Genomic DNA, 17496 nt, shown 5'->3' on the forward strand with positions numbered 1-17496 from the left:
CGGGCGGGACGCAAATTTCGCGCTTGGGCGCGCAATGTCGGGCCGCATGAGCGGCATAGGGGCCATGCATCAACGACATCTATCGAAAACCCCAAAATGCCATCGATGATTCGTGGCGCAAAAGCATCCAGGCCGCCTAAATTGGCGCAAATTCGCCATTCCAGAGCAGATACGGCGATAATCGTTCGGGCCCGGTTTGCATCACCGCGTTCTATTGGTTTTCCGGGCACAATCGTTTTGCGCGGGCTTCGAAAGGGCCGCCGGTCAGGCCTCGCGGCGGCCCACCTGTTGCCGGTCTGCAACGCCGCGCCCTGCGAACCGTGTTGACAGGAGATTGGAACGCCCACTATCTAGAACACGAGTTTTAATTTTGTAAAGGCGCCGAAGCCCGCTTCGGCCTTCCGGGAGAATTGTCATGAACCGCGGTCTTGCCGCAGCGCTTTGCGCATCCGTCAGCCTTTTTGCCGCAGCGCCCGCCCTTGCCGCCGAGCAAGCGCCCGAGTCGCCCAAGACCGGCGGCCTTTCCGAAATCGTTGTGACCGCCAGCCGCGTGGAAACCACCTCGCAAAAGACGCCGATCGCGCTGACCGTCTATTCGGGCGCCGATCTGGCGGCCAAGGGCGTGGTGAACATGCAGGCCCTGTCCAGCATCGACGCCAGCCTGAACATCACCTCCAGCACGGGCGCGGCCTATGTCGCGGTGCGCGGCATCGCCTCGACCGACGTGACCGAGACCGGCGACCCTTCGGTGCCCATCGCGCGCGACGGTTTCTACACCAACCGCTCGTTCAACATTCAGTCCTCGATGTATGACGTGGCCCGCGTCGAAGTGCTCAAAGGCCCCCAAGGCACGCTCAACGGCCGCAACTCGACCGGCGGCCTCGTCTCGATCATCACCAACCGCCCGAACGCCAAGACCGGCGGCTATGTCACGCTGGGCACCGGCAATTACAATGCGTTCGACGCTGATGCCGGCGTGAACCTTGCGGTTTCGGATCGGTTTCAGGTGCGCGCATCGGGCACCTATCATTCGCATGACGGCTATCGCAACCTGACCGGCCTGTATAATGGCGCGACGCTGCGCGGTGATGATCAGAAGGTCGGCTCGGGCCGCTTTCAGGCCGCGTGGAAGCCGGTCGACGGGCTCAAACTCTGGGCCTCGTATCAGCATGACGAGATCGACAATGTGGGCGATGTGACGATGGATTCGACCATCGGCGTGCGCCCCGATTTCGGCAATGCCAGGAGCTTTGCCAACACCGCCCCCACCTCGACCCGGCTGACCGGCGACCGCGTGCGCTGGGAAGCGGTCTATGACGCGCTGCCTGCCGGGCTCTCGCTGATCTATTCGGGCGGCTATGACAAGAGCAGCTATCGTCGCCACACCGATGCCACCGGCCCGATCTATCCGGCCGTGCGCCAGTTCATCCAGGGCGAAGACCCCACCACCTGGAACCATGAAGTGCGGCTGTCGAACAATGCCAACAGCCGCGTGTTCTTCCAGTTGGGCTGGTTCAACTTCAAGGAAACCAATGTCATCAATTCGGGCCTGTATAATCTGCAGATGACCGGGTTGTTTGCGCCGGGCGGGCCGCTGGCCGCCATGGGTCAGCCGGGCGTCTATGGCATCAAGTTCGATTACAACATCGCCACCAAGTCGAACGCCGTGTTCGGCCAGATCGCCTATCGCGTGAATGACCAGATCAAGATCACGCTGGGCGCGCGCAACACCTGGGACAGCAAGTTTCGCACCGGCAATGCGGTGCTTTTCCTGCCCGCGCTGGCCAGCCCCTTTGCGCCGGGCGCGACCATCACCACGCCCGGCAACGGCAACATGAGCACCAGCCAGCCCACCTATCACGCCGGCCTCGACTATCAGGTCACGCCCACCAACCTGCTCTATGCCAAGTTCGACACCGGCTATAAGGCGGGCGGCTTCAACTCGAACGGTTCGGCCGCCTCGGTCGCCTATGCGCCCGAAAAGCTCTCGGCTTGGGAAATCGGCTCGAAGAACCGCTTCTTCGGCAACAAGCTGCAGGTGAATGCGGCGGCCTTCTACTTCGACTATCGCGGCTATCAGGCCTCGCGCAGCACCGATGCGCTGTCGGGCGGTTCGGGCATTTTCAACGTGGGTTCGGCCAAGATCATGGGCGCCGAATTGCAGACCATCGCGCTGGTTCAGGGCTTCCGCCTCGACAGCAACATCGCGCTGCTGCACACCGAATTCGGCAAGGGCATCACCGTGCTGGACGGCGCGGGCAACAACCGCGACATCAGCGGCCACCGCCTACCCAACGCGCCCGATTTCGTCGCCACCTTTGGCGTCGAACGCCCGATCGAGGCCGGTTTCGGCACGTTCACCCCGCGCATTGACGGCAAATATTCCTCGGCCTTCTATTATGACGTGTTCAACGATGCCGACACGCGTTCGGGCGCCTATGTGACGGGCAATGCCTCGATCAACTTCAAGCCCGCCAAGGGCAACTGGCAGATCGACGCCTTCATCCGCAACTTCACCGACAAGGTGGTGCTGGCCAATGCCGCGCGCAATTATGTGGCGGGCAAGAACACCTATCAGTTCCAGCCGCCGCGCACGTTCGGCGTGCGCGCCAGCCTGAAGTTCTGACGGCCCGGCAAGTCCGATGCAAAGCGGGGCGGGCGTGATGCTGGCCCCGCTTTCATTATTTGTGATTCTGATCTATCGCCTTTCCCATAAGCAGAGGAACGGCATACCATGCGCTTCAAACAGCTCGACCTGAACCTGCTGGTGGTCTTTTCCGCGCTGATGGAAACGCGCAGCGTCACCCGCACCGCCGAACGCCTCGGCCTGACGCAACCGGCCGCCAGTGCCTCGCTGCGCCGGTTGCGCGCCTATTTCGGTGATGAACTGCTGGTGCAGGTGGGCAAGCGGATGCATCCCACCCCCTTTGCCGAAGCGCTGTTTCCGCAAATCCAGCGCAGCCTGCAAAGCGTCGAACAAGCGATCGCCACGCCCGCCGGTTTCGATCCGGCCACCTCGACGCGCCGCTTTCGCATCAATGCCTCGGACTATGTGATGGTCGCGGTGCTGGTCGCTCTGGCCGAGCGCGTGACCGCCGCCGCGCCGCAGATCCAGTTGGAGGTGATGCAGCCCACCGAGCGCAATGCCGATGATCTGGATGGGGGCAAGATCGACCTGCTGATCGCGCCCGAACAATTGCTGGCGCCGTGGCATCCCTCTGAATTTCTTTATGAAGAGGAACAGGTCGTGGTCGGCTGGGCGGGCAATCCGATCTTTGCCTCGGGCTTGAGCGCGGATGAATTCTTTGCCGCCGGCCATGTCGGGGTGGCGCTGGGCACGCGCCGCGCGGCCACCTTTGCCGACACCCAGCTTGCCCGCATGGGGCGCCAGCGCCGGATCGACATCGAGGTCGCCTCCTTTGCCAGCGTGCCGTGGTTTCTGCAAAACACGATGCGGCTTGCGGTCTTGCACAAACGTCTGGTGCGCGCGATGATGCCGCAATTCGATCTGGCCTTTGCGCCCATGCCTTTCCCCTTCCCCCGGCTGCGCGAAATGGCGCAGTTTCACGAGGCGCGGCGCGATGATGCGGGGTTGGTCTGGCTGCGCGAGCAATTGCGATTGGCGGCCCAGTCCACCTCGTGACAGGAATGTATGGCATAAGCAAAATTTATGCACATTGATCCAGATAATGACTTTTACAGATTGGCCCGCACAGGGATAAATATCCCCGTCAACGCGCCCCACGCGGCGCATGGGGAGAGCATATGCGCCAGCACTTTGGCGCCGCGCACGAGGCGCGGCCATGAACAATCTCGACATCCTTGTCATCGGCGGCGGCATCGGCGGCCTGACCAGCGCGATTGCGCTTTGCCAGGCTGGGCACAACGTCACCGTCATTGAGCGCGACCCAAACTGGTCGGTTTACGGCGTCGGCATCATCCAGCAGTCCAATGTGCTGTCCGCAGCGCAGCAACTGGGCATTCTCGACGGCTATCTGGCTGCGGGCGTGGGCTTTGACGCGGTGGAGATCTATCTGCCCCATGGACAGAAGATCGCACGCATTCCCGGCCACCCGGTCGCGCCCGGCCTGCCCGCGAATATGGGCATCGGCCGCCCCGCGCTGCACAAGCTGCTGGGCGATGCCGCCAAGGAAGCAGGCGCACAGATCCGCCTCGGCATCACCGCGCAGGCGATCGAGGACACGGGCGACGGCGTCAACGTCACCTTTTCGGACGGCAGCACGGGCACCTATGCCATCGTGATCGGCGCTGATGGCGTCTATTCGCAAACGCGCAAAACCATCATGCCCGATGCGCAGGGTCCGCAGTTCACAGGGCAAGCTGTGTGGCGCTATAACTTCCCGCGCCCGGCCGATCTGGATGCGCTGCATGTCTATAACGGCCCGACCGGCGTGGGTCTCGTGCCGATCAGCGCGGATCTGATGTATATGTATGTGACCACGCCCGAGCCGGGCAATCCGTGGTATCCCAAGGAAGGCATCGCGGCCGTCATGCGCGGCAAGCTGGCCGGCACCGCGCCCGCCATTCAGGCGCTGGCCGAGCAGATCACCGATGACGAAGGCGTGGTCTATCGCCCGCTCGAAGGCATGATGCTCTATGGCGACTGGCATGTGGGCCGGGTGGTGCTGATCGGCGATGCGGTCCATGCCACCACGCCCCATCTGGGTCAGGGCGCGGGCATGGCGATCGAGGACAGCATCGTGCTGGCCGACGAGATCGCCAAGGCCGCAACCCCGCAGGAAGCCTTCACCGCCTTCCGCAACCGCCGCTTCGAACGCTGCCGCTTCATCGTCGAGAAGAGCCTCGAGATCTGTCACGGCCAGATCGGCAAGGGCCCGCCCGTCGACAATGCCAAGGCGACCGCCGAAATGTTCGCCGTCGTCTCGCAGCCCATCTGATTTTCAAGGAACACCCTATGAGCCGAGTTACCGAAATCCGTTATGTGGGCTATGGCGTCACCGATCTGGACGCCGAAGCCGCCTATTACACCGATGTCTGGGGTCTGGAGCCGGTCGCTTCGGACGATGGCCTGCGCTGGTTCAAGGCGCAGGGCCATGACGAGCATCACGTGGTGCGCCTGCGCGCGGCGGAGGAAAACCGCGTCGATGTTATCGCGCTGGCCGCCGATACGCGCGCCGATGTCGATGCCCTGGCCGCCAAGGTCGAAGCATCGGGCGCCCAGATCATCCATGCCCCGCGTGACCTCACCACGCCGGGCGGCGGCTATGGCTTCCGCTTCTTCAGCCCGGACGGGCTCCAGATGGAAATCAGCGCCGATGTGGCGCGCGGCGAAAAGCGCGAAATCGCACGTTGGGAAGGCATTCCGGTCAAGATCAGCCATATCGTGCTGCATTCGCCCAACCACAAGGCACTGGTCGAATGGTTCTGCGATGTGTTGGGCTTCAAGGTCTCGGACTGGCTGGGCGATTTCATGTGCTTCCTGCGCTGCAACAACGCCCATCACCGCTTTGCCATCCTGCCCGGTCCTGCCTGTCTCAACCATGTCGCCTATGACATGGAAGGCGTCGATGGCATGATGCGCGGCGGCCACCGCCTCAAGCAGAAGGGCTTTGACATCCGCTGGGGTCCGGGCCGTCACACGGCGGGCGACAACACCTTCTCCTACTTCGTCACGCCCGGCGGCTTCGTCACCGAATATACCGCCGAGCTGGAAGAAGTGGACTTCGAAACCCGCGAGGCGACTGTCTATGCGCCTGCGCCGATGGTCATGGACCAATGGGGCATCGGCGTCGGCGGGCCGCAGACCATGCCGCATCCGCATGAAAACGCGGGCCTCTTTGTGGCGGTCGACGCATAATGCGCGGGCGCGTCCTGCTGGCGGCGGTCCTTGCGCTGGCGCCAGCCGCCACGTTGGGCTTTGGGCCTGCGGCGCAGGCGCGCCCTCATACCACCGCGCAATCCAAAACCGCGCGCAACCGCGCCATCATGGCCGATTTCGCGCACAGGTTTTACGATCTGCGCGATGTGCGCGGGGCCTTCATGGCCCATGTCGCCCCCGACTACATCCAGCACAACCCCGGCATCGCCGATGGCCGCGAGGCCGCCATCGCCGCGCTGGAGCCGATGTTTTCCCGGCCGGGATCGCGCTTTGTCATCAAGCGCATTCTGGTCGACGGGGATCAGGCGGTGATCCATCTGCACGGCCGCACCGGGCCTGATGGCAATGGCGGCTCGGTCGCGGATTTCTATCGGCTCAAGAACGGCCGGATTGTCGAACATTGGGATGTCTTGCAGCCCATCGAAAGCAAGACGATCAACCCCCATCCCTATTTCTGAACGGAACCCCCATCGTGGCGCTTTACTCCCCCTTTCCCAACTATATCTGGAACCTGTCGGTCGCCATCGCTCTGGAAAGCGGCGGGCAGATCGGCGAGATCGTCGACATGTGCCAGCCCATCATCGATGCGGCCGCCGGCGGCGGCGATGCCGGCACCCCGGCCTTCATGAAGCAATGGGCCGCGATGGGCGACAAGCTGTTGGAACTGGCCGCCGAGGATGAGGCACGCGGGCGCGGCTTTTCGGCCAGCGCCAAGCTGGAACGCGCCTCGCTTTACCTGTTGGTGGCCGAACGCATGCAGGGCCACGGCGCGCCGGGCCGCAAGGAAACCTATGCCAAGGCGCTCGAGGCCTTCGAACGCTCGGCGCGGCTGGGCAGCATCAACCGCGAGCGCGTGGAAATCCCGCTGAGCACCGGCACGATGTCGGCGCTCTACACGCGCGGAAACGGCGAAGGCCCGCGCCCGGTGGTGGTTTACTGCAACGGCTTGGACAGCTGCAAGGAGATGCTCTATTGGAGCCGCCTGCCCGAGGCGCTGGCCCGTCGCGGCATTTCCACGCTCTGCGTCGACCAGCCCGGCACCGGCGAGGCTTTGCGCCTGCAGGGCCTGCCTGTCGATCCGCACAGCGAGAATTGGGCATCAAAGGCGGTGGACTGGCTGGAGGTCCAGCCCGATGTTGACCCCAAGCGCATCGGCATGACCGGCATCTCGCTGGGCGGCCATTTCGCGCCGCGCGCGGTCGCCTATGAGCCGCGCTTTGCCAGCGGCGCCTGCTGGGGCGCCAACCATAACTGGCGCGAGGTGCAGGACAAGCGCATGAAGCGCGAGGGCGAAAACCCCGTGCCCCATTACTGGGCGCATGTGATGTGGGCCTTTGGCGCGGAGACGATGGAGGAATTCCTCCAAAAGTCGGAAGCCATGAACCTCAACGGCCATATGGGCGGGGTCCGCGTGCCTTTCCTGGTCACCCATGGCGCAGAGGACCGACAGATCAGCGTTTCCTATGCGCATGACTGCTACGATCAATTGGTCAACAGCCCCCGGCGTGAGCTAAAGATCTTCACCGCCCGCGAAGGCGGGGTCGAACATGTCGGCGCCGACAACATGGCCTATGGCCGCGACTATATCGCCGACTGGTTCGCCGAAACGCTGGGAGGGTTTACCGCATGAGCCGCCGTTTCATCGACCTGTCGATCACGCTGTGCAACGATGTGATCACCGATCCGCCTTTCCTGAAGCCGGAAATCACCTATCAGACGCATGGCGAGACCCTGCCTGAACTGGGCCATTTCTTTCCCGGCATCACGGCCGAGCAGACCCCCGACGGCGCCGGTTTCGCCGCCGCCGAATGGGTGCGGCTGACCACGCATTCGGGCACGCATCTGGACGCGCCCTATCATTTCCACCCCACGATGGACGCGGCCAGCGGCGAGGCCAAGCGCTCGCTGACCATTGATGAGATCCCGCTGGAATGGTGTTTCCAGCGCGGGGTCAAGCTGGATTTCCGCCACCTTCCCGACGGCTATGTCGTGACGGCCCAGGATGTCGAGGATGAGCTGAAGCGCATCGGGCATGAGTTGGCCCCGCTCGACATCGTGCTGGTCAATACCGCGGCGGGCATGGCGGTGGGCAACCCCAACTATGTCAACATCGGCTGCGGCATGGGCTATGAGGCGACCATGTACCTGACCACGCGCGGCGTGCGCGTGACGGGCACCGATGCGTGGAGCTGGGACGCGCCTTTTGCCCATACGGCGGAAAAGGTGAAGGAAACCGGCGACACGTCCCTCATCTGGGAAGGGCACAAGGCCGGGCGCGACATCGGCTATTGCCATCTGGAAAAGCTGCATAACCTTGAGGCCCTGCCCCCGCATGGCTTCACCGTCTCGTGCTTCCCCCACAAGATCAAGGGCGCGTCCGCAGGCTGGACCCGCGCCGTGGCCATCATCGAGGAATAATCATGCGTCTGGCAACTTTGCGCAACGCTCGCCCCGATGGCGAACTGGTCGTCGTTTCCGCCGATGGCGCGCGCTATCTCTCCGCACCGGGGTTGAATCTGATCTCGGCCATCGCCGATTGGGACGCCGCGCTGCCCATGCTGGGGCGGCTCTCGGCCTTGCTGGAAACCGGCGCGGGCGGGCATCTGGACCCTGCGCGGATCATGGCCCCGATGCCGCGTTCGTGGCAATGGCTCGACGGTTCGGCCTTTGCCACCCATGGCGAGCTGATGCAGATCGCCTTCAACCTGCCCCCGGTCGATCGGGAAAGGCCCCTGATGTATCAGGGCATGTCGGACCGTTTCTATGGCCCGAATGACGCCATCCCCCTGCCATCCGAGGCCGACGGGATCGACTTTGAGGGCGAGTTCGGCGTGATCGTCGATGCCGTCCCCATGGGCGTGACAGCCGAAGAGGCCGCCAGCCACATCAAGCTGCTGGTCCAGATCAACGACTGGTCGCTGCGCGCCATCGCGCCGGTGGAAATGAAAACCGGCTTTGGCTGGATTCAGGCCAAACCCCCCTGCTCGATGGCCCCCTTTGCCGTGACGCCCGATGAACTGGGCGCGGATTGGGCCAATGGGCGGATCGGCGCGGATCTCTCGGTCACATGGAATGGAGAGCGTTTCGGCCTCGTGCGCGGCGATCAGATGGGCTTTTCCTTCCCCGAACTCATCGCCCATGCCGCGCGCAGCCGCGACCTTGTGGCGGGCACGATCATCGGTTCGGGCACAGTCTCCAACGCCGAATATGCAACCCGCGGCTCGGCCTGCATCTCGGAACGCCGGGCCATCGAGATGATTGCCGACGGCAAGCCCTCGACCGCCTTCATGGCATTTGGAAACACCGTCCGTATGGAGGCGATCACCTCTGACGGCCGCAAACCGTTTGGCGCCATCGACCAGAAGGTCGTTTCGGCCTAAGCGATAATCAGGCGCACCCCCGCGCCGCGCACCATATCGGCCTGCGCGGGGGTGATGCCGGCATCGGTAATCAACACATCCACCTCATCCAGCCCGCAGACGATCACGCCCGAGGATGAGGCGAACTTGCTGGAATCGACCAGCAGGATCACCTGTTCGGCCCTGTCCACCAACCGGCGCTCGGCGGCAACCAGAATGATGTCATGCTGCATCACGCCCTGCTGGCCCACGGCGGCGGCCCCCATGAACAATTTGGGCGCGTGGAAACGCGGCATCGAATCCTCACCCGCAGGGGCCAGGATGATGTTCTGTTCGCGAAACACGCTGCCCGAGGGGACAAGGATGCGCGTGCCCTTTTGCGGCAGCAGGCCGTTGACGATATGGAGCGAATTGGTCAGCACCTGAAGGTCGAGCCCGTCGAGATGCGGGCACATCTGGACCGTGGTGCTGCCCCCGTCGATCATGACGCCCTCGCCCGGTTCGCACAGGGCCGCCGCCGCCCGGCCGATGGCCTGTTTGGCGGCAAGGTTGATCGTGATTGATTGGTCAAACGGCGTGCCCAGCAAGGCCGCGCCCGATGGCTCGGCCTCGCCGGCATCGTTCAGCTTGGCCCCGCCATGGACGCGCGAGAGCAGACCATCGGCCTCCATCCGCGTCAGATCACGCCGGATCGTGGCGGGCGAGGCATCGAGGCGGCTTTCCAGATCGCGATAGGACACGAAGCCGGATGGGGCCAGCGCTTCGAGGATCAGCCTTTCGCGTTCGGTTGCATGCATGAATTGTGTCGCCCCATCCCCGTTTCGTGTTGGCGCCAAGCGCCCGTCGCTTTTGCCCGAACCGACAGTCTATGCCGTCAAATTCGCGCAAAAGCCATCATACTATCATCCGGCGGCCAACATATTCCCGCCGCCGATCACCACGGTCGCCCCGATCAGCAGGCCGATGCCGCCCCACACCAACGAGCGCGTGCGCGTCGATGTGCCCAGCCACTCTTTCAGCGCAAAGCCCCAGAGCGTGGAAAACAGGATGATGCTGGCCATATGCAGCGTCCAGCTGGAAAAGCCGTATTTGCCCATCTGGCTTTCGCCCATCGTGTAGAAGAAGAACTGGCCATACCACAGCGTGCCGCCCAGCGCGGCCAGCAGCCAGTTGCGCAGCAAAGGCGCGCGCGGCCCGACCACATCATTGGACGCGCCGAAGAATTGCCCAAGGCTGCGGTTCTGGATGATCAGCCAGGCGCACCACAGCGCGTTGGTGGTAAGCCCGCCCAGCAGCACGACGCACAGCACCGGCAGGCCCTGCGAAAGCGGATCGGTGCCGGCCGCCAGCGTCAGGTCGCGGATTGGCTGCCCCGCATCCAGACCCCATGCGAAACAACCCGACATCACGCCCGAGAAGGTCGCGATCGCCAGACCCTTTTTCAGGTCAAATTCGGCCACAGCCTCGCCGCTGGCCACTTCGCGCGATTTGGCCGCGCCCCCGCGCGCCACCACGACAATGCCCACCAGCGTGATGACAATGCCCAACAAGGTCAGTTGCCCGCTGGTCTTGGCCGCGATTTCGCCCATCGTGCCATGAAAGATCGGCGGCCCCAGCGTGCCGATCACCGTGGTCAGCCCCAACGCCACCGCCATGCCCAGCGACAGGCCCAGATAGCGCATGGTAAGGCCAAAGGTCAGCCCGCCAAAGCCCCACATCACGCCCCAGAACCAGCACCAGGCCAGCGTCGCACGCGGGGCGGCCGCCAGCACGCCGATCAGATCATTCGTGCGCAGCGAGGCAAACAGCCATGGCGCAATCAGCCAGCTGAACAGCCCGCCCGCCAGCCAGAACACTTCCCAGTTCCACGAACGGATGCGCCGATAGGGCACATAGAAACTGGCCGAGGAAAAACCCCCGATCCAGTGAAACACCACGCCCAGCGCCGGATTGGGCACCATGAGCCTCTCCCCTATTGATTGTTTATGCGAGAATGTCGCGGTTGATCTGCGAAATGTCGGTGCATCCGGTCAGCGCCATGGCGACCCGCATTTCCGCCGTGATGATGTCGAGCATTTTCGAAACGCCCGCCTCGCCCTTTGCCGCCAGCGCATAGGACCATGCCCGGCCCAGCAGCACGCCCTTGGCGCCCAGCGCCAGCATCCGCACCACGTCCAGCCCCGAACGCACCCCGCCATCGGCCAGCACGGTCAGATCATCGCCCACCGCATCGGCAATCGGCGGCAGCGCGCGGGCGCTGGAGAGCACACCGTCCAATTGCCGCCCGCCATGATTGGACACGACGATGCCGTCAGCGCCCAGCTTGGCCGCCTCACGCGCGTCTTCGGGGTCGAGGATGCCCTTGATGATCAAAGGCCCCTTCCATTCGCTGCGGATGAAATCGAGGTCGCGCCAGTTGATGGAGGGGTCGAAATTGTTGCGCATCCAGGCGAAGAAATCCTCGATGCCCGTATTGCCCTTGAGCACCGGGGCGACATTGCCCAGATGATGCGGGCGGCCCATGACGCCCACATCCCACGCCCATTCAGGCCGCACCATGGCCTGCGCCACGCGCCAAGCCGCGCCTTTCAGGCCGCCGCTGCCCGCCAATCCGGTGTGGTAATCGCGGTAGCGGCTGCCCGGCACCGGCATGTCCACGGTGAAGACCAGCGCGCTGCATTGCGCCTCGACGGCTTGGGCCAGCAGGTCCTTCATGAAGGCGCGGTCGCGGATCATGTAGAGCTGGAACCAGAAGGGCTTGGTCGCCGCCGCCGACACTTCGGGCAGCGCGCAGGCCGAAACGGTCGAGAGCGTGAAGGGAATATTTGCCTTGTTGGCCGCGCGCACGGCTTGCGCCTCGCCCCGCCGCGCGTTCAGGCCCGCAAGGCCGACCGGGGCCAGCGCCACCGGCAGCGCCTGCTTCACCCCGAACAATTGCGTCGACAGGTCAATATTCGACACATCGCGCAGCACCCGCTGGCGCAGCGCCAGATGGGCCAGATCCTCGGCGTTCTTGCGCAAGGTGACTTCGCCATAGGAACCGCCATCCATATATTCGAACAGAAAGCGCGGCAGGCGGCGGCGGGCGGCTTCCCGGAAATCGGCGACAGAAGCGATAATCATGCGTTACTTTCCTTGGGCATCTCCAACCGGGCCAGCCAGCGGTTGCGATAGGTGTCGAGATCGGCATCCAGCGGCTCGATCCTGCGCAAGGTGCCTTCGGGCATCAGCGCGGGATCGATCAGCCGGATCGCGCCGAAACTGACATCATTATGCGCGCTGCCAACATAAACCTGCGTCTTGGGGCGCAGGGCCGCCAAGGCGCGGACAAAAACCTCCGCCTCGGCGAAGCGGCCCTCGACCAGCAGGCGTTCATCCGATCCGATCAGGTCGAGCGCCTGATCCGCCACCAGCGCGGCATAGAGGCAGGCCCCGGCGCGGCGCTCGTACCAATCTTCCGGCTGGTTGACCCATTCGCCCTTCGCATCGGGATAAGGCCCGCAACCGGGGGCCAGCGTCGGCATATGCATCGCACCCTTGGCCAGCACGGCGGGGACAGCGGCAAGGAGCAAGGGCTGATCAGGCTTGATATCCACCCGGCGTGTGTCGATCTCGATCAGCGCCTCGATCTCGCGCCCGCCCATGAAGCGTGCGGAAGGGACGGGCCGCCCATAGGCATCGACATTGACCAGACAATCTCTGCCCTCCGGGAGGATGGCGCGCGCCTCAGGCAGGTCAGCCGTGGCAATGGGCGCAGCGGGCAGGCGCATCGCGATAAACCATGTGCCGGTGGACAGGACAGTCGCCTCATTGCGGGCGATCTCGGCAAAGCCGCGCGCCGCCATCAGCGCCGCATTGGAATCATGCAGGCCCGCCAGCACCTTGACGGTCGCAGGCAACCCCGTGGCCGCGGCCAGCGCCGGACTGATCGGCCCCAGCACATCGCCGGCCTTCACCACCGGGGCAAACCGCCGATCCCAACCCTGCCCCTTGGCAAGGTCCGACCAGTCGGCCGCATCCGGACTCCACAGGTCGGAATGGCAACCCAGCGAGGTCACTTCGCTGACCGCCACGCCCGAAAGCCACCAGGCCCAATATTGCGCCCATGGCACCAGCGTGGCCCGCGCCATCGCATCGGGATACAGCCGATCGGCCCACCAGACATGCGCGCCAAAGTTGAGCCCCTGCGGCAGCGCGGGCGATCCGGTTTGCGCAAAAGGCGAGCGGGCGGCGCGATAGGCGTCCATCGCGGATTGCGGCGGGGCGGCTTCGTAATCCAGCGGCGCAAAAGCCAGCGCACCGTCAATGATCGCAGCGAAGCCCGCGCCATGCCCGACCGGCACGATATATTCGACGCCGCTGTTCGCATGGCCGCCCAGAACACCCGTGGCCCATGCCGCGATACCCGCCGCGTCCAACCGCGCAATGCCGCCTTCCTCGCATTTTTCATTGGGGCGCACCTGACGGTCCAGCAATTGCCCGTCGCGCGACCACAGGGTGATCTTCGACATCGTCTTTCCGACGTCGATCACGATTGCCCAACCCTGATGCTCAGAAACCTGTGTCAGAACGCTCTCCCTCGCGCCCGATAGCGCCTTATTCCCGTCCGCGCCGCAAGCGCGAAATCATGCTGCATGTGCGAAATTGATCGTTTGATTGATCGTTTATGATTGTTGAATATCGAATCTGATTGCCAAAGGGAAGCAGATTCGTTAGGAGGCCGATCAAACAGACCCCCATGGGAGCATATCTGCGTGACAAACTCCGCGATTCCTTTTGCCGTCCCCACCAGCCGCTGGGACGATGCCTACGCCGCCACCCTGTCCCCTGAAGAACTGCTGCTCTATCGCTCCAACCTGCTGGGCAGCGATCTGACGGTCACCAACTTTGGCGGCGGCAACACTTCGGCCAAATTGGCTGGCACCGATCCTCTCACCGGTGAAACGGTCGAAGTGTTGTGGGTCAAGGGTTCGGGCGGCGACATCGGCTCGATGAAGCTGGATGGCTTTGCCACGCTTTATCAGGACAAACTGCTGGGCCTTGAGGCGCATTACAATGGGCCGGACGATGACGACAAGATGGTCGGCTATCTGCCCCATTGCACGTTCAACCTGAACGGTCGCGCGGCCTCGATCGACACGCCGCTGCACAGCCTGCTGCCTTTTGCCCATGTTGACCACGTTCATCCGGACGCGATCATCGCTCTGGCGGCCTCGTCGGGCGGCGAAGCGGCGACCAAGGAAATTTGGGGCGGCAAGATCGGCTGGCTGCCGTGGAAGCGGCCCGGTTATACGCTGGGCCGGATGCTGCGCGATTATCAGCGCGCCAACCCCGGCGTGCAGGGCGTGATGATGGCCAGCCACGGCATCATCTGCTGGGCCGACAGCGCCAAGGAGTGCTATGAGCACACCGTTGGCCTGATCGCCGATGCCGCCAACTATCTGAACGCCAAGATGGCGGGCAAGCCTGCCTTTGGCGGCCAGATTGTCGCCCCCAACCCGGATCGCGCCGCGATTGCCGCCGATCTGATGCCCCGCCTGCGCGGCTTCATGACGGGCGCGCGGCGCAAGCTGGGCCATTATTCGGATGATGCCGAGGCGCTGGAATTCGTCGGTTCGGCCAAGTTTGAGGAACTGGCAGCGCTCGGCACCTCCTGCCCGGATCACTTCCTGCGCACCAAGATCGCGCCGCTGACGCTCGACCCTGCGCGTTTGCAGGACGATGCCTATCTGGCCGAAAAGATCAGTGCCTATCGCGATTTCTATGCCGCCTATTACGAGCGCTGCAAGCGCGCCAACAGCCCCGCCATGCGCGACCCCAACCCGGTCGTGGTGCTGGTGCCGGGCGTTGGCCGCATCACCTTTGCCACCGACAAGACCACCGCCCGTCTGGCGGGCGAGTTCTATGGCAATGCCATCAACGTGATGCGCGGGGCCGAGGCCATCGGCGACTATATCGCTCTGGACGAGCAGGAAGCCTTCGACATCGAATACTGGCTGCTTGAGGAAGCCAAGCTGCAACGCATGCCCGCCCCCAAGCCTCAGGTCGGCCGCGTGGCCTTTGTCACGGGCGGCGCGGGCGGTATTGGCGCGGCGACGGCTGCGCGCTTCCTGAAAGAAGGCGCCTGTGTGGTGCTGGCCGACCGTGACGCGGCGGCCGTCGAGGAAGTGCGCGCCGGTTTCGCCAAGCAGTTCGGCAAGGACGTCGTCCGCGCCGTCACCTGCGATGTGACCGACGAAGCACAGGTCAAGGCCGCGTTCGACACCGCCGCGCGTGAATTCGGTGGTCTGGATGTGGTGGTCGCCAATGCGGGCATCGCCTCCTCGGCGCCCATCGAGCAGACCACGGTGGCACTGTGGGATCGCAACTTTGACGTGCTGGCGCAGGGCTATTTCCTGACCGCCAAGCACGCATGGGGCCTGATGAAGCGCAACAAGGATCTGGGCGGCACCAGCCTCGTGTTCATCGGTTCGAAGAATGCCGTGGCCGCCGCCGCCGGGGCCAGCGCCTATGCCAGCGCCAAGGCCGCCGCCAACCATCTGGGCCGTTGCCTTGCGCTGGAAGGCGCCCCTGAAGGCATCCGCGTCAACATCGTCAACCCCGATGCCGTCATCAAGGGCAGCAAGATCTGGGACGGCGACTGGCGCAAGGAGCGCGCCGCCTCGAACAAGATCGATGCGGGCGAAGAGCTGGAAGCGCATTACCGCAACCGCTCGATGCTCAAGCGCGATGTGCTGCCCGAAGACATTGCCGAAGCGGCCTATTTCCTTGGCTCGGATGCTTCGGCCAAATCGACCGGCAATATGATCAATGTGGACGCAGGCAACGTTCAGGCCTTCACGCGCTGATCGGATCTGGGAGAGGATTTATCATGAGCAATCTGCCGATTTCCGCCGATCTGATCGCGGAGCATAACGCCAAGGGGCTTGAGGCCCTGCATGAGGATTACGAAGCGCTGGGCCGCAAGCTGGCCCGCACCGGCATCGACATTGACGCGATCAAAAAGCGCGTCGCCGGTTTCTCGGTGGCCGTCCCTTCGTGGGGCGCGGGGCGCGGGGGCACGCGCTTTGCCAAGTTCCCCATTCCGGGCGAACCCACCAATATCCACGAAAAGCTGGAGGACTGCTCGGTCATCAACCAGCTTTCCACCGTGACGCCGCGCGTCTCGCCCCATTTCCCGTGGGACAAGGTTGCCGACTACAAGGCCCTGCGCGAGGAAGCCTCGGAGCTTGGCCTTGGCTGGGACGCGGTGAATTCGAACACGTTTCAGGATCAGGTGGGTCAGGCCCACACCTATGCCAATGGCTCGCTCTCGTCTCAGGACGCGGGTGCGCGCCAACAGGCCGTCGAACACAACATCGAATGCATCGAAATCGGCCGGCAGCTTGGCTCCACCGACCTGACCGTCTGGGTCGGCGATGGCACCAACTTTCCGGGGCAGCAGGATTTCGCCCGCAGCCTCGACCGCTATCTCGATTCCGCCGCGCAGATCTATGCCGCCCTGCCCGGTGACTGGCGGATGCTGCTCGAACACAAGATGTTCGAACCGGCCTTCTACTCGACCGTCATTTCGGACTGGGGCTCCTCGATCCTTGCCGCCCAGACGATTGGCGAGCGCTGCAAATGCCTTGTCGACCTTGGCCACCATGCGCCCAACGTCAACATCGAGCAGATCGTCGCCCGCCTCCACCGCTTCGGCAAGCTGGGCGGCTTCCACTTCAACGACAGCAAGTATGGCGACGACGATCTGGACAGCGGCTCGATCAACCCGCACCAGCTCTTCCTCGTCTTCAACGAACTGGCCGAGGCCGAGGCCAATCCGCGTGATGGCTTCAACCCGTCCTATATGATCGACCAGTCGCATAATGTGACGGACCCGATCGAATCGATGCTCTCATCGGCCGAGGCGATCACCGCCTGCTTTGCCAAGGCATCCTTGGTCGACCGCGCCGCTCTCCACGGCGCGCAGGAGGCCAATGACACGATGATGGCGTTCCAGGCCCTGCGCCGCGCCTATAATGTCGATGTGGCCCCGATCCTGGCCATGGCCCGCGTCGAGGCGGGCGGCGCGATCGACGTGCTGGCCGCCTATCGCGCCAGCGGTTACCGCGCGCGCAAGGCGCAGGAGCGCAAGGCGGTCGGCCTTGGCGCCGGGATCGTGTGATCCGCGCTTTTTGCGATTGACCTGATGGCAACGCCCGTGGACTGTCTCCTGCAGAGAGATGGCCGCGGGCGTTTTGCCTTATACTTTCAAAACATTGCCTCATTATCAAACCA

The 17496-nt window shown here is 63.9% G+C and carries 14 protein-coding genes; 10 read left to right on the forward strand and 4 right to left on the reverse strand.

The window, feature by feature from the left end:
- The first annotated feature begins 415 nt into the window (after positions 1–415).
- The 8 genes from PQ457_RS12785 (at position 416) to PQ457_RS12820 (ending at position 9240) form a co-directional block, all read left to right on the forward strand.
- Positions 416–2626: a TonB-dependent receptor gene (locus PQ457_RS12785; RefSeq protein ID WP_273617198.1), complete on the forward strand. Its 2211-nt coding sequence runs from the start codon at positions 416–418 to the stop codon at positions 2624–2626.
- 108 nt (positions 2627–2734) lie between these two features.
- The gene (locus tag PQ457_RS12790) at positions 2735–3643 is read left to right on the forward strand and encodes a LysR family transcriptional regulator (RefSeq protein ID WP_273617199.1); all 909 of its coding nucleotides are present in this window, start codon (positions 2735–2737) and stop codon (positions 3641–3643) included.
- A 160-nt stretch (positions 3644–3803) separates the two neighbouring features.
- Entirely contained in the window at positions 3804–4919 is a 1116-nt protein-coding gene (locus tag PQ457_RS12795) for an FAD-dependent oxidoreductase (protein ID WP_273617200.1), read from the forward strand.
- Positions 4920–4936: 17 nt separating this feature from the next.
- Positions 4937–5839, forward strand: a complete 903-nt coding sequence (locus PQ457_RS12800) for a VOC family protein (RefSeq protein ID WP_273617201.1) — start codon at positions 4937–4939, stop codon at positions 5837–5839.
- A complete protein-coding gene (locus tag PQ457_RS12805) occupies positions 5839–6318 on the forward strand; it encodes a nuclear transport factor 2 family protein (RefSeq protein WP_273617202.1) in 480 nt (159 codons plus the stop codon). The genes PQ457_RS12800 and PQ457_RS12805 overlap by 1 nt, the downstream gene beginning before the upstream one ends.
- A gap of 14 nt (positions 6319–6332) precedes the next feature.
- Complete coding sequence (locus tag PQ457_RS12810) at positions 6333–7490, forward strand: alpha/beta hydrolase family protein (protein WP_273617203.1); 1158 nt, start codon at positions 6333–6335, stop codon at positions 7488–7490.
- On the forward strand, positions 7487–8278 hold the full coding sequence (locus PQ457_RS12815; protein ID WP_273617204.1) for a cyclase family protein: 792 nt from the start codon (positions 7487–7489) through the stop codon (positions 8276–8278). Before PQ457_RS12810 ends, PQ457_RS12815 begins: the two co-directional genes overlap by 4 nt.
- Positions 8279–8280: 2 nt before the next feature.
- Complete coding sequence (locus PQ457_RS12820; RefSeq protein ID WP_273617205.1) at positions 8281–9240, forward strand: fumarylacetoacetate hydrolase family protein; 960 nt, start codon at positions 8281–8283, stop codon at positions 9238–9240.
- Here PQ457_RS12820 and PQ457_RS12825 read toward each other — a convergent pair.
- The 4 genes from PQ457_RS12825 to PQ457_RS12840 form a co-directional block, all read right to left on the reverse strand.
- Entirely contained in the window at positions 9237–10016 is a 780-nt protein-coding gene (locus PQ457_RS12825; protein ID WP_273617206.1) for a DeoR/GlpR family DNA-binding transcription regulator, read from the reverse strand. The two genes, PQ457_RS12820 and PQ457_RS12825, sit on opposite strands and share 4 nt — an antisense overlap.
- A gap of 105 nt (positions 10017–10121) precedes the next feature.
- Positions 10122–11180: an L-rhamnose/proton symporter RhaT gene (gene rhaT, locus PQ457_RS12830; protein WP_273617207.1), complete on the reverse strand. Its 1059-nt coding sequence runs from the start codon at positions 11178–11180 to the stop codon at positions 10122–10124.
- A 22-nt stretch (positions 11181–11202) separates the two neighbouring features.
- Positions 11203–12342, reverse strand: a complete 1140-nt coding sequence (gene lldD, locus PQ457_RS12835; RefSeq protein ID WP_273617208.1) for an FMN-dependent L-lactate dehydrogenase LldD — start codon at positions 12340–12342, stop codon at positions 11203–11205.
- Entirely contained in the window at positions 12339–13751 is a 1413-nt protein-coding gene (locus PQ457_RS12840; RefSeq protein WP_273617209.1) for an FGGY-family carbohydrate kinase, read from the reverse strand. The genes lldD and PQ457_RS12840 overlap by 4 nt, the downstream gene beginning before the upstream one ends.
- A gap of 222 nt (positions 13752–13973) precedes the next feature.
- On the opposite strand from PQ457_RS12840, the gene PQ457_RS12845 reads away from it, so the two are divergent.
- Together PQ457_RS12845 and rhaI are read left to right on the forward strand one after the other, a co-directional pair.
- Complete coding sequence (locus PQ457_RS12845; RefSeq protein ID WP_273617210.1) at positions 13974–16067, forward strand: bifunctional rhamnulose-1-phosphate aldolase/short-chain dehydrogenase; 2094 nt, start codon at positions 13974–13976, stop codon at positions 16065–16067.
- A 23-nt stretch (positions 16068–16090) separates the two neighbouring features.
- Positions 16091–17383, forward strand: a complete 1293-nt coding sequence (gene rhaI / locus PQ457_RS12850) for an L-rhamnose catabolism isomerase (protein WP_273617211.1) — start codon at positions 16091–16093, stop codon at positions 17381–17383.
- The last annotated feature ends 113 nt before the right edge of the window (positions 17384–17496 follow it).

The organism is Novosphingobium humi (genome assembly GCF_028607105.1).
GTDB classification, from domain to species: Bacteria; Pseudomonadota; Alphaproteobacteria; order Sphingomonadales; family Sphingomonadaceae; genus Novosphingobium; species Novosphingobium humi.